We start from the raw sequence: 13,233 nt of genomic DNA, 5'->3' as shown, positions 1-13,233 counted from the left end.
AAGCAGGTTTCGCGACTGCGAAACCCGGAGGAGGTAGACCCATGGACATATTCAAAAAGATCGCGGATTATCGCACCGAAACCGAAAGGCTGGCTTGGACCGGAACTTTCGCAGCTTACATCGATAAGGTTCGCACACAGCCAAGCCTTGCTATGACCGCGCACGCTCGGGTGTATGAGATGATCGCCTCCCAAGGCATCGTGGAGGCGAACGGCCAAAGGAAGTACAACTTCTTCGAGAAGGAAATTTATGGTCTCGATTCGGCTGTAGAGAAGCTGGTTGAAGAATACTTCCATTCAGCCGCGCGGCGTCTCGATGTGCGCAAGCGGATCCTGCTCCTGATGGGGCCGGTCAGCGGAGGCAAGTCTACCATCGTCACGATGCTCAAGCGCGGACTGGAGCAGTTCTCCCGGACCGATGAAGGAGCCGTCTATGCGATTAAAGGCTGCCCGATGCACGAGGATCCGTTCCATCTCATCCCGAATGAGCTTCGCCCCGAGGTGGAGAAGGAGCTCGGCATCAAAATCGAAGGCAACCTGTGCCCGTCCTGCCAAATTCGATTGAGAGATGAGTATGGAGGACGCATTGAAGAAGTGCTTGTCGAGCGTGTGCTCATTTCGGAGGAAAGCCGAGTAGGTATCGGTACCTTCAGCCCGTCCGATCCGAAATCTCAAGACATTGCGGACTTGACGGGAAGCATTGACTTCTCGACGATAACGGAGTACGGCTCGGAGTCGGATCCCCGCGCATACCGCTTTGACGGGGAGCTGAATAAGGCCAACCGCGGTCTGATGGAATTTCAAGAAATGCTGAAGTGTGACGAGAAATTTCTTTGGAATTTGCTTTCCCTGACACAGGAGGGCAATTTCAAGGCAGGGCGCTTCGCGCTGATCTCGGCGGATGAATTGATCATTGCCCACACGAACGAATCCGAGTATAAGTCCTTCATCGCCAACAAGAAGAACGAGGCCCTCCAGTCCCGGATGATCGTCATGCCGATTCCATATAATCTGAAGGTGTCGGAAGAGGAAAAGATTTATCAGAAGCTCATCAGCCAGTCCGATATGTCCCATGTCCATATTGCTCCGCACAGCTTGCGTGCCGCAGCGATCTTCTCCATCCTTACCAGGCTGAAGGAGTCTAAGAAGCAGGGGATGGATCTCGTCAAGAAGATGCGGATGTACGACGGGGAGGAGGTAGAGGGCTACAAGGAAGCGGACCTGAAGGAAATGCAGAACGAGTTCCTTGAGGAAGGCATGTCGGGGATTGACCCGCGCTATGTCATCAACCGAATTTCGAGCGCGCTGATTCGCCAGGATCTGGAGTTCATCAATGCGCTTGATGTGCTCCGCGCCCTTAAGGACGGACTGGATCAGCATCCTTCGATCACGAAGGAGGAGCGGGAACGGTACCTGAACTTCATCTCCATCGCGCGCAAGGAATATGACGAAATCGCGAAGAAGGAAGTCCAGAAGGCGTTCGTTTATTCCTTCGAGGAGTCCGCCAAAACGCTCTTTAACAACTACCTCGACAACATCGAGGCTTATTGCAACTGGTCGAAAATCAAGGATCCGCTCACCGGCGAGGAGATGGATCCGGATGAGAGGCTGATGCGCTCCATTGAGGAGCAGATCGGCATCAGCGAGAATGCAAAGAAGGCGTTCCGCGAGGAGATTTTGATTCGGATGTCGTCCTATTCACGCAAGAGCAGACGCTTCGATTACAGCAGTCATGAAAGACTGCGCGAAGCGATCGAGAAGAAGCTCTTCACGGACCTGAAGGACATCGTCAAAATTACGACCTCTACGAAGACGCCGGATGAGCAGCAGCTGAAGCGCATCAATGAGGTCATTAGCCGCCTGGTTGAGGAGCATGGCTACACGGCCGCTTCCGCCAATGAGCTGCTTCGCTACGTAGGAAGCCTGCTGAACCGATAAGCCCGCGGTAACGAAAACGATCCCCTAAGCTGCAAATGCAGTTCAGGGGATCGTTGTTGTTTTGAAGGCGACTAGACATAGGGCAGCAGCAGCTCCACCGTCGTTCCGCGGCCAAGCTCGCTGAAAAAGCGCATTTTGCCGCCGTGATTTTCGATGATTCTGAAGGTGACCATGAGCCCGAGCCCGGTTCCCTTCTCCTTCGTAGTGTAGAAGGGCTCTCCCAGGCGGGGAAGCCGATCCTCCGGAATGCCTCCGCCTTGATCGATGAACCGGATCAGCAGATGCCGCTCATCGTGCTTTCGCAGCTCGATTCGAATTTCGCCTCCGTCGGGCATCGCGTCAATGGAATTATTCAATATATTAATGAAGACCTGTTTTATTTGATTTTCGTCGCAATTGATGGGAGGCAGCTCTTGTTCCGAGTGGGTACGAATATCGATATTGTGTATGAGTGCTTGAGAGCCCAGCAGGAGCATGGTGCTTTGCAGAATACTGTCTGCATTGACGGGCCGGAATTTCACGGATTGCGGCTTGGCAATGACCAGAAATTCGCTCACAATAAAATTGATGCGATCCAGCTCTTCCATCATAATTTGAAAATAGCTGTCGTATCCCCCGATTTTCGTCTGCATCAGCTGTACGAAGCCTTTGAGCGACGTGAGCGGGTTACGGATTTCATGGGCTACCCCGGCAGCCATTTGCCCGACGACGGACAGCTTCTCGCTCCGGATGAGCATCTCTTCGGAACGCTTGCGCTCGCTGATGTCTTGACCGATCATGTAAACCCCGGAGATCTGCTTATTGACGTAGATAGGAAAATTCAGCACGCTGAGCTGAACCGACTTGCCGTTTATGTGGTGGAACGTAATCTCATAATGGGGAGTAGCTCCTTGCAGAGCCCCCTGGAAGTTGGCGGTCCACATCGCCAGCTGCTCCGGATCGACGAGCGTATCGATTGTCTTGCCGATCAATTCCTCAGGGGTATATCCCATTACCTCGAACATGGCCGGGTTCACGCTCGTGATAAGTCCGTTCAGGTTAAGCGACAGGATCGGATCGGGGTTATTCTCGAACAACGATTTGTAACGCAGCTCACTTTGCTCCAGGAGGAGCTCCGCCTTCTTCTTCTCATATAAGGCCTTGATCATGGCATACGATCTGGCGAAACGATGATCCTCCTCCTGAGCGAGGATCGTTTCGAAGATATCGTCGTCGTCATCGTCTTCGGGCGGGAGTCCGTTGTCCAGCTCTTTCATTTTGCGAAGCAGGCTCATGACGTTCAGAATATGATCCCCGTGGATCCAAGCGGCGGAGGCCGTCTTGCTGCGCCCTGCTCCGGCAGGCTGGAGCACGACGACTCCCTTCTTGGGGTTGTATTCCTTGACGTGATTCATGTTGACGACGTTCATCTGGTCGATGAGCCGAAACCCGTCCTCGTAAAGCCATTCTTCGAAAGCTTCGAGGGATGAAGCCAAATAAAACTTGTCGGCAGCCGTATGTAAAATATATTCTTTATCTCTGACGCACTCGATTTTGATGACCTCGTCCGCATGGATGATGGTGATGTCAGAGCCCTTTTTATCGCGAGTGACTGGAATTTTTTGCATAATCTGAAATCACCTGCCTGTATCATTCATTTCATTATACCAGACGAAGGTCATGCTGCGTCAATCTCCATTGCAAAATAATATAGAAACAATGAATACATTATATCCTCAGCGGTTTCTCGAAGTAAATGCGTTTTTTAAAGCAAATCTTTATCATATTCGACATTATTCTTCGTTACCTTAATAGTTAAAAACTATAAAAACTATTTAATTTATATATTTCCAAAATAAGCTTGCGTGACTGATAATGGGTATCAAAGAGAAGGAGTGATCGAACATGAACCGGATGGAGAGCTCTAATGAATGGAATGCAGGGCACTATGACGAGCACATCGGCTATGTATCTCGACTGGGTAGAGGTGTGGTGGAGCTGTTGAAGCCCGCCCCCGGTGAACGTATTCTCGATTTGGGCTGCGGCACGGGAGATCTTGCCCATCTGATCCGCCAGAGCGGAGCTTATGTCCTTGGGATGGATCAATCGGAAGCGATGATTGTTGAGGCGCGGGCCAAATTTCCCGAACAGGATTGGATTCAGGGGGATGGGGAAACGTTTCGGCTTCCGGGTGTCCCTGCCTTCGATGCCGTTTTCTCCAATGCAGCGCTTCATTGGATGAAGCGTCCTGAGCTTGTGGCGGCTTCCGTTCATAAAGCATTACGGACAGAAGGACGTTTCGTTGCGGAATTCGGAGGCAAGGGTAATGTAGAACAGCTGGTGAAGGCGATCCTGCAATCGACGGCCCCCTTCGGCGTGGATGGAGCGGCACGGCACCCATGGTATTTTCCAAGTGTAGGAGAATACACGGGACTGCTGGAGGAGCACGGCTTTGAAGTCGGCTACGCCGAGCTGTTCGACCGCCCAACACCGCTTAGCGGAGGGGAGCAAGGATTGTGGCATTGGCTCAAGGCGTTCGCTGGGATGTTCTTCGAGGGACTGACCGAGGAGCAGCAAGAAGAGGCGTATCAAAGCTGTGAGAGGATGCTGAAGCCCGTTTTATGGAACGGGGATACGTGGGTAGCGGACTATCGGAGAATTCGGGTCGTAGCGGTAAAGAAATAGGAGCTGTTTCGTTAGAATCGTGAAGATGTGGTCATCTTATCGTCCACCGTGGCCAAATGCCTTCAGCCTGAGCTTATAAGACATTTGTCCACTGACTCGCAGATGACCACCCTTCAAAAATCTAAGAAACCGCTCCTATTTTTTTAATATAGAATAGGTAGATTAAGGCTTGCCGGCAGAAGGCTTGGAGACGGGCACGGCATCCTGAAAGTACTCTTCAAGCGTAATTCCCTTTTCCGTAATCTCCTTGGCCAGCTCGATGCCAACGTAGCGAATGTGCCATGGCTCATAGCTGTAGCCGGTAATGCTTTCTTTGCCCTTCGGGTATCGAAGAATGAAGCCGAACTTCCAGGCATTCGCGGCAAGCCACTTGCCCTCGGGCGTCGTGCCGAATACTTCCTCCAAAGCATACTTGGCGCTCGGACTCGAGACATCGATCGCGAGGCCGGTTTGGTGCTCGCTCTGCCCAGGCTTGGCGCTGTACTGCGAGGCTAGCTTTTCCCCTTGTGTTTTTACATTATTATTGTAAATCGATTTCTGGGAAGCGTAGGAGCGGTAGGCGGATACGCCGGCGAGCTTGATCTGCTCCTTCGTTGCCTGGTCGAAGAGCTTCTCCAGCGCACGTGCGGCCTCCGTCCGCATCAGCTTCTTCTCGCTTTTCTCCTTAAAGGTAAACGGAACGTTCGGCTCTACCAGATCGGATTTGTCCGGTGCATAGTCCGGGGGAAGCGCCCGGGTTTTGTTGACGACAGCTATGATATCGGCAGGGTTGGTAATCATGGAAGCTGAGGTTACCGTATCGGCGAGCGCATATTTGACAGTGAGCGGTACTTCCTTCTTGATTCCTTGGGATTGGACCGTGATAGTCACCCGTGTACCGGTTCTCGTCCCCGGCGATATGCTGATGGTGCCGTCAGCTGCAACCGTCGCCGCCTCGTTTGAACTCGACTGATAAACCACCCCGGACTCCGAAGTCATGTCCTTCTTGCTTCCATTCTTCGCGATACCTGTGACGGTGAGCTTCTGCTTCGCACCCGGCGCTATGACAAGAGCGGCGGGGGTGACGTCCAGATCGGTAATGCTTTGATTTCCAGCTTTGCCGCTGACTGGAGAGACCGGCGCCGGTGAACCCTGGGCAGGCTGCTGCTGTCCTGCCGATGGATCGGAGCAGGCCGATGTGAGCCATACGGCTGCCGTTAACATTAGGGCAAGTTTTCGTTGTAATGATGGCATAATGTCCTCGCTTTCTTACCTGCTGCGAATTTCGTGAATTGTTTCATTATAACATATGCCTTCCGGGGGTTCATCCGGACGAACGAACCAGAAGCAGGGAATACGCATGCATGGATGAAGCGATCGCAGCATAATCGTAATCATGGACGCAGCAGCCCTGAAAAATGTTCTTTTTTTTCTCTATTTCCCAAGGAAAACCATGTTCGGCATTGTCGAAATCTGTTACAATATCTCAGAAAGCTGCATCTATGAGACTTTGTTATAAATAGATTACTAGAGTAAGAGGGAGCAGGATGGTCCATGGCCTTTTTTCGCAAATATAAGCTTGCGCGTTATGTAGTCTCGGTACTGCTGGTAAGTGTGATTGTAACCGCTTACCATATGATTTCGGTAGAAGGCGAAGCTAGGCTGCCGAAGTTCGTCATGATGCGTCTGGAGGACATCGGACCGGGAGGCCAGTACGAGACGCCGGAAGGGCTCGGCAAGCTTCGAGCGATCCTGGAGTACTTGCGAGATGAGAAGGTTTCCTATCATTTGGCCGTAATCCCAAGGTGGATCAATATTTCTCCGGACGGCTCCCGTTATGATGTAAGTCTGGATCAAACGGACAATCCGCAAGCGGCCGCTTTTGTACACATATTAAAAGACGCGGTCAAGGGCGGAGCAACGCTTGGCATGCATGGCTATACGCATCAGGTAGGCAGTGTGCGCCGAGAAGATGGACATCACGAATCGGGTATCGGCAACGAGTTCAATAACCCGGGAAGCGCGGAGACGATGCCGGCGTCTTACGGAGAGCAGCGTATGAAGGAGGGCTTGGCCGTACTGGAGCATGTAGGTCTTAAGCCTCAATTCTGGGAAGCGCCGCATTATCGCTCCACGCCGGAGCAGGATCAAGTCTTCCGCTCCTACTTTGGTCTTCATTACCAGGCTGAAGTGCAAGAGCACAGGAACGCTCAGACGGTGCATTACGAAAACAAACGCAATAAAGCATCAGGAGCGTCCTCGCTAGGCGCGGCTTATATTCCGACTCCCTATGATTATATACCGTATAATAAGGACGAGAAGGTCATTGTGGATCGGGTGGGCACAACGGGCCATGTCGCCTCCTTCTTCTTTCATCCCTTTCTGGATTTCAAGCAGCTGATTCCCGTAATCAATGAGGATGGGGAGCCCGTAATGCGAGACGGAATTCCGGAATATCGGCTGCCGGATACGAACCGCAGCTTGCTGCAGAAGCTCATTGCCGGTTTGCGCGCAAAGGGGTATACCTTCTATTCCATCCAGGATTATGTACCCTTTACACCCGCTCATAGTGTTGGGTTATCCGGCGGAAGCAAGTCGATGGTCGGCGATGTGAACGGGGACGGGCAGGCGGATTTGGTCACGTGGGATACCAAGACCGGCAATCTGCATGTCGTCGAGTGCAATTTCCGCGGACAGCGGAACGAGGCACAGCCGGCTCCCGCACTATGGGGCCAAGCGGCTTACGTTCAAGGGGCGACAGCCGCCCTAAGCGGAGCCGACGGTTCCCGGTCAGCCGTCCTGTGGACCCTTTCGCCGAAGGGGCAGCTGGAAACCTACCGGGTTACCGGGCGTCAGTTCCGGCGGGAGGGCTCCTGGCGAACGGAGCAGGCCGGCTGGTCTACGATGATCGTCATTCCTCAAGCGAATGGAGCCAGCTTGCTGGCAGGGCTGTCCAAGGATCGGCGCCAGCTGAACGGACTGCTCGTTACCTCCGGAGGCGATGTCAAGCCCCTGAAGCCCTTCAGCTTCAGAAGCGAGCAGAAGGCGGAGCTTCAGCTGCATAAGGGACAGGAGGGCATCACATCTCTCCTCTCCATGAAATCCGGTGCCAGCAGCGGGTTTGAGCTTATCCCGGATATCGGCTCCCTCACTTGGAGGCTCCAACGAACAGCCATTTCGGTACCTAATGAGAGCGGAGTGCTGAAGCTGGGGGATTTTAACGGCGATGGCCGGGAGGACGTGCTGCGATGGGACCCGGATTCCATGAGCGGATCCGTATATCTTAAGCAGGAGAATGACGAATATAAGCTTCTCTCCTTTTACGGGCCGTGGGGCCGGGGAGGCTCGGGGCTGCAGCCTCTCATTGCGGATCTCGACGGCAACGGAACGAGCGATCTGGCGGTTATGAACCGCGAGGAAGGCTATTTGGATACGGCCCTTTCTTTTATTCACCAATAAGTTTAGAAGCGCTGCATTCCCCTGATGAGCTGCCAAGGCTTAGCAGGGGAGTTTGCGCATAAGGCAGGATTTGGTCTCCTTCGCATCGAATGGATACTGTCTAAGCGTAAGGGGGTTTACCAACCTATGGGCAAAGCTGCCAATCAGCGTACTACGAAGGTCGTCATCCTGCTTGTTTTGCTTGTTGCCGCTTATGTCCTCTTTTATATGACGGGGACGTTCACCAAACAAAACCTCCCGCGGGTGACGAATGGGAATATGAATTTATCCGAATGGAATTTTGAAACGAACGGCTCGGTGCTGCTTAACGGGGAATGGGAGTTTTATTGGAATCAGCTGCTGGAGCCTAGGAGCTTCTATACGGACGAGGCGCATCTTGTCAAAGATTATATCCATGTACCCGGCTCTTGGAACGGGCATGGGGATCGGCTCCGCAGCGGCAGCGAGCTTCCGGGCACAGGCTATGCCACCTATCGGTTAAAGCTTCAATTGCCCTACGAAACTCAAACATTTGCGATGCGGATACCGACCGTCTTTACCGCATATACCTTGTATGCCAACGGGGAGAAGATTTCTTCCGCGGGCATTGTGGCCCCATCCGCCGAACAGATCCGTCCGCAATTTTTGCCACAGGTTGTTGTTCTGCATACCCACTCCTCCGAGATTGAGCTGGTCCTGCAGGTAGCCAATTTCGATCATCAAAAGGGGGGCTTACGTTACCCGATTGAGTTCGGGCAGTTTCAGGATATTTCCCGTTCGATGGAGCTCTCCGTCGGTTTCGATACGCTGCTGATCGGCAGCCTGCTGATCATGGGGCTGTATCATCTCGGATTGTTCGCCGTCCGCAAGAAAGAAGCGGCCATGCTGTTTTTCGGACTGTTCTGCCTGTTGATCAGCCTGCGAATTTCACTGCTCGGGGAGATTCTGCTGACGAAGCTCATTCCGGACTTCAGCTGGGTGCTCGAGATCAACCTCGAATACTTGACGGCCACCTTAAGCATGCCGTTGTTTGTATTGTTTTTTGCGTGCTTATACCCGGAGGAAAGCTCACGCAAGGTCAGCTACGGCTTCGGTATCGTAACGGTAATGTACTCTGTTATCATGGCTGTGCTGCCTACGATTCTTTTTACCAAAATACTGGTTGTCATGCAATTGATCATCGTCGCCGGCGTAACCTACATCTTGCTTATCGTCGGGAGGGCTTACATTCGGAAAAAAGAAGGCGCGGGTATTTTGCTCCTGGCCTGCGGCATCTTCGCCGCTACCATTATAAACGATATGCTGTACGCTCACGAGCTTGTGCAAACCACGGACAAAATGTCCGCGTTCGGCCTGCTGGTGTTCATTTTCTGCCAATCGGTACTGCTCTCGATTAAGCTGTCCAAGGCTTATGCAACCGAGGAGAAGCTGTCCGCGGAGCTGACGGTCATGAACAGCGGACTGTATGCCAAAATCAAGGAACGAACCATTGATCTTGAGCACGTGAACGAAGCGTTGAAACGTAAAAACGACGAGCTGTCCCGCTTGGAACGATCGCGAAGCCATTTGCTCAGCAATATCTCGCATGATCTCGGCACACCTCTCACGACGATTCAATGTTATCTTGAGGCAATTCTCGACGGGCTTGTGGATCATGAGGAGCAGCGCGACCGGTATTTGCGGCTCATTCATGCGAAGGTGATCGGGATGGACCGGCTGATCGAGGATTTATTCCAGCTATCTCAGCTGGAGGCGCGTCAGGTGACGTTCAAGAAGCAAACGGTGTCTACCGACCGTCTGATGGATCTGCTGTTCACCCGTTACGAGCTGGATGCGCGGAATGCGGGCATTGACTATACGCTGGAAATCCTGCCGCCGGCGGGAGAAGGGGCGCGTTACTCCACCGTTTTGGTGGATGTAGAGAGGCTGCATCAGATGTATTCGAACCTCATCTTCAATGCCATCAAGTTCACACCTGAAGGGGGTTCCATTCGGGTAGAGATGTCCGACGACGGAAAGCGGATGCTCTGCCGTATCATCGATACGGGGCTCGGCATTCCTTCGGAGGATTTACCGTTCGTCTTCGACCGCTTCTATACCAGCAACAAATCGAGAAACACTGTTACCGGGGGGAAGGGCTTGGGCCTATCGATCTCCAAGGAAATCGTCGAATCCCACGGGGGCCGCATCTGGGTAGAGCGAACGCAGCTTCAGGTCGGAACGGTGCTTTGCTTCACAATTCCGGTAGAAGAGACACTTGATTCCTAGAAAATGTTGGACTATGCTTGCAATAGCAGCAAGAGAATCGGCAGAAAGATACACTGAATGGTGGTGAGAACCTTGATCGGTGCAAAAATACTGGTAATCGAAGACGACCCGGAGATAAAGGAGGTCATTCGTTTATATTTGGAAAAAAACGGGTTTCGCGTCGTCCAGGCTGAGGACGGCCAGAACGCGGCCCGCATTGTGATGGAGGAGCAGCCCGAGCTGATCATTCTGGATGTACTGCTTCCTGGTAAAAACGGGTTTGAGGTGTGTCAGGAGATACGGGAGCGAACCCAAGCCCCTATTTTGTTCTTAAGCTGCAAGAAGGATGAGACGGACAAAATTATGGGACTCGGCCTCGGGGGCGACGATTATATGACCAAGCCCTTCAGCCCGAATGAGCTGATCGCCCGGGTGAAGGCGCATTTGCGCAGACCTCATCTGTCCGGCGGCGAGAAGGAAGCCGGCGGCGCCAAGCAGACGATAGGCTCCATCCAGATCGACCGCTTGAGCCGCGTCGTGCGAGTCAACGGCGGGGAAGTCACGCTGTCCCGGAAGGAGTTCGACCTGCTCAGCTTCCTTGCCTCCCGTCCGGAGCAAACCTTCTCGCATGAGCAGCTGTTTCGGGAGATATGGGGCCAAGAGAGCTTCAATGATACAAGAACGATCATTGTTCATGTAAGCAATCTTCGCAAGAAGATCGAGCCGGATCCTTCCAATCCGCAGTACATCATTAATGTGCATGGCGTCGGGTATAAATTTATAAGCTCATTATAAAAGGAAAGGACCTAAGCGCAAGCAATCTTGTGTTCCAGGTCCTTTACGTCCAGGAAGGAACACGAGGATGACAAACAGCGAACGCATATCCGCTTCACTAACCGTACAGCCGTTAAAGCTGCAATTCAATCGGGTTTGGCGCACTTATTCGGGCGGGAAAGCATTGGAGGCTTGGCTCGGGCAAAGTGAAGCTGCGGATGACGATTTCCCGGAAGAATGGGTGGCCTCTGTGGTCAAGGCAAAGAACGTGGGGCGAGAGCACATTGTTGAGGGGTATAGCCGAGTGGCGCTTCCCGGCAGCCAAACGGGGCCGCTGCTGAAGGATCTGATCGAAGCTTACCCGGAGGCGATGCTGGGGATCCGTCATGCTGCCGCCTTCGGGCATCAAACGGCTGTGCTCGTGAAGGTACTGGACGCGGCGGAGCGGTTGACGATCCAGGTGCATCCGGACCGCGCCTTCGCCAGGGAGGCATTCGACTCCGCGTTCGGAAAAACGGAGGCGTGGTATGTTCTAGGCGGCAGACCGATCGACGGCGAGGAGCCTTACGTGTTGTTCGGGTTCAAGCCGGGCGTGACGCGCGAGCGGTGGAAGGAGCTGTTCGATAAGCAGGACATTCCCGGGATGATCGACGCGCTGCACCGCATTCCCGTACAGGAGGGTGATGTGTTCCTCGTCGAGGGAGGCGTGCCGCACGCCATCGGCAGCGGCTGCTTCCTGATCGAGATTCAGGAGCCGACGGATCTTACGCTGCGAACCGAGCGAACGACGCCGAGGGGGCACGTAGTCCCCGATCAGGCCTGCCATCAGGGGCTGGGCTTCGAGCGGATGCTGGATTGCTTCCACTATGACACCTATAGCTACGAGGAGGCGCTGGCCCGTTATCGCAAAACACCGGTTGCCATATCGGAAACGGAAGGCGGAACCGAGTGGGAGCTGATCGGGGCCAAGGATACCGACCGCTTTCGGATGAACCGGGTTACGGTTACAGGAAGTTATGCCTTGAAGCCTTCCGGTACGTTCGCTGTAGCTATCGTGACCTCAGGTATGGGAAACGTCCACTGGGAACAAGGGAATATGGAGGTGCGGCAGGGCGATCGCTTGTTTGTACCGGCAGATGTACTGGGCCTTCATTGGTCTTGTGAAGCAGAGGGCCGATTGGACATCGTTCTCTGCTACCCGCCGGCCTCATCCTGATTACGGAGTGAAGGAAGTGTTGCTTATGGCTGACTTTCCATCTTCTGCATCGCTGCAATGGGCTGCTGCCTGTGTAGGGGCCGGCGCTTCCGTTGAATCGGTTCAGCCCATGCCAGGCGGCGCTTCCTCGGCGGTGCACCGGTTGGTGATTAGCAGCCGGGGCGCTTTGCATCAGCTCGTGCTCAGGCAGTTCACGAACCGGGAGTGGCTGGAAAAGGAACCTGATCTCGCGCTCCATGAGGCGCGCAGCTTGGGGCTTGCCGCGTCAACAGGAGTTACCGTGCCCCGGGTGATCGGCTTCCATGAAGAGGGAGTCGATGAACAGAGGAGACCACTAGTCCTGATGTCGCTGCTGCCCGGTCATGTACACCTGCAGTCTGTTCGGATGGACGTGTGGCTGCACCGGCTGGCCGAGCCTCTCGTACAGATTCATCGCTGCACCGGAGAAGGACATGCCTGGACCTATTTCAGCTATAACGATCGCGATAGCTTAACGGTACCGTCATGGACGGAGCAGCCGGCTTTGTGGGAACGAGCGATTCGCATCGTTCGCCTGCCGCCGCCGGAGGGAAGGACGGTGTTCCTCCACAGGGACTATCACCCGACCAATGTTCTCTGGCAGGACGGACGGGTCAGCGGAGTTGTGGACTGGGTGAATGCCTGCCGCGGCCCTGCCGGGGTCGATGTGGGCCACTGCCGCCTGAACCTGGCGCTTCTGTTCGGGCCTGAGACCGCGGCAGCCTTCCTGTCCGTCTACCGCCGTCTCGCGGGGGATGACTTCGATTACGAGCCGTATTGGGAGCTTGTCTCCATTCTCGAATTTTTGCCGGGACCTCCGGAGGTATACTCCGGCTGGACAGCCTGCGGTGTGACCCATCTAACGACTGCTATGATGAAGGATCGCTTGGAGCGTCATCTTGCGGCAGTGTTAGCCGATCTGTAGCAGAAAAGCCGCTGCGGATGCTTCTCCAGCATCCG

General features: G+C 53.9%; 9 protein-coding genes. 7 read left to right on the top strand and 2 right to left on the bottom strand.

Going from position 1 to position 13,233, the window contains the following annotated elements:
• Nucleotides 1-41 precede the first annotated feature (41 nt).
• The gene (locus tag QMO62_RS12565; RefSeq protein WP_284641301.1) at nt 42-1,937 is read left to right on the top strand and encodes a PrkA family serine protein kinase; all 1,896 of its coding nucleotides are present in this window, start codon (nt 42-44) and stop codon (nt 1,935-1,937) included.
• Nucleotides 1,938-2,008: 71 nt separating this feature from the next.
• Here the strand turns inward: QMO62_RS12565 and QMO62_RS12560 are convergent, their stop codons facing one another.
• The gene (locus tag QMO62_RS12560) at nt 2,009-3,544 is read right to left on the bottom strand and encodes an ATP-binding protein (RefSeq protein WP_284641300.1); all 1,536 of its coding nucleotides are present in this window, start codon (nt 3,542-3,544) and stop codon (nt 2,009-2,011) included.
• A 277-nt stretch (nt 3,545-3,821) separates the two neighbouring features.
• On the opposite strand from QMO62_RS12560, the gene QMO62_RS12555 reads away from it, so the two are divergent.
• Nucleotides 3,822-4,601: a class I SAM-dependent methyltransferase gene (locus QMO62_RS12555; RefSeq protein ID WP_284641299.1), complete on the top strand. Its 780-nt coding sequence runs from the start codon at nt 3,822-3,824 to the stop codon at nt 4,599-4,601.
• A gap of 162 nt (nt 4,602-4,763) precedes the next feature.
• On the opposite strand, the gene QMO62_RS12550 is transcribed toward QMO62_RS12555, so the two are convergent.
• Entirely contained in the window at nt 4,764-5,804 is a 1,041-nt protein-coding gene (locus QMO62_RS12550) for a D-alanyl-D-alanine carboxypeptidase family protein (protein WP_284641298.1), read from the bottom strand.
• Nucleotides 5,805-6,134: 330 nt separating this feature from the next.
• Here QMO62_RS12550 and QMO62_RS12545 point away from each other — a divergent pair, with 330 nt between their 5' ends.
• From QMO62_RS12545 to QMO62_RS12525, 5 genes are all read left to right on the top strand, one after another.
• A complete protein-coding gene (locus QMO62_RS12545; RefSeq protein ID WP_284641297.1) occupies nt 6,135-8,039 on the top strand; it encodes a DUF2334 domain-containing protein in 1,905 nt (634 codons plus the stop codon).
• 126 nt (nt 8,040-8,165) lie between these two features.
• Nucleotides 8,166-10,286, top strand: a complete 2,121-nt coding sequence (locus QMO62_RS12540) for a sensor histidine kinase (protein WP_284641296.1) — start codon at nt 8,166-8,168, stop codon at nt 10,284-10,286.
• A gap of 57 nt (nt 10,287-10,343) precedes the next feature.
• Nucleotides 10,344-11,060 carry a response regulator transcription factor gene (locus QMO62_RS12535; protein WP_284641295.1) on the top strand — a complete coding sequence of 239 codons (717 nt, stop codon included), beginning with the start codon at nt 10,344-10,346 and terminating at the stop codon, nt 11,058-11,060.
• Nucleotides 11,061-11,127: 67 nt separating this feature from the next.
• Complete coding sequence (locus tag QMO62_RS12530; protein ID WP_284641294.1) at nt 11,128-12,255, top strand: type I phosphomannose isomerase catalytic subunit; 1,128 nt, start codon at nt 11,128-11,130, stop codon at nt 12,253-12,255.
• Between the two features lie 25 nt (nt 12,256-12,280).
• Entirely contained in the window at nt 12,281-13,198 is a 918-nt protein-coding gene (locus QMO62_RS12525; RefSeq protein WP_284641293.1) for a phosphotransferase family protein, read from the top strand.
• Nucleotides 13,199-13,233 lie beyond the last annotated feature (35 nt).

The sequence above is a fragment of the Paenibacillus silviterrae genome, from assembly GCF_030167925.1.
Classification (GTDB): domain Bacteria; phylum Bacillota; class Bacilli; order Paenibacillales; family NBRC-103111; genus Paenibacillus_G; species Paenibacillus_G silviterrae.
This window is presented reverse-complemented; position numbering and strand designations above follow the sequence as displayed.

Coding starts and splice junctions, on each gene's coding strand:
- QMO62_RS12535 (WP_284641295.1), top strand. CDS start 10,344: ATGGTGGTGAGAACCTTGATCGGTGCAAAAATACTGGTAATCGAAGAC.
- QMO62_RS12565 (WP_284641301.1), top strand. CDS start 42: ATGGACATATTCAAAAAGATCGCGGATTATCGCACCGAAACCGAAAGG.
- QMO62_RS12525 (WP_284641293.1), top strand. CDS start 12,281: ATGGCTGACTTTCCATCTTCTGCATCGCTGCAATGGGCTGCTGCCTGT.
- QMO62_RS12560 (WP_284641300.1), bottom strand. CDS start 3,544: ATGCAAAAAATTCCAGTCACTCGCGATAAAAAGGGCTCTGACATCACC.
- QMO62_RS12530 (WP_284641294.1), top strand. CDS start 11,128: ATGACAAACAGCGAACGCATATCCGCTTCACTAACCGTACAGCCGTTA.
- QMO62_RS12545 (WP_284641297.1), top strand. CDS start 6,135: ATGGCCTTTTTTCGCAAATATAAGCTTGCGCGTTATGTAGTCTCGGTA.
- QMO62_RS12550 (WP_284641298.1), bottom strand. CDS start 5,804: ATGTTAACGGCAGCCGTATGGCTCACATCGGCCTGCTCCGATCCATCG.
- QMO62_RS12555 (WP_284641299.1), top strand. CDS start 3,822: ATGAACCGGATGGAGAGCTCTAATGAATGGAATGCAGGGCACTATGAC.
- QMO62_RS12540 (WP_284641296.1), top strand. CDS start 8,166: ATGGGCAAAGCTGCCAATCAGCGTACTACGAAGGTCGTCATCCTGCTT.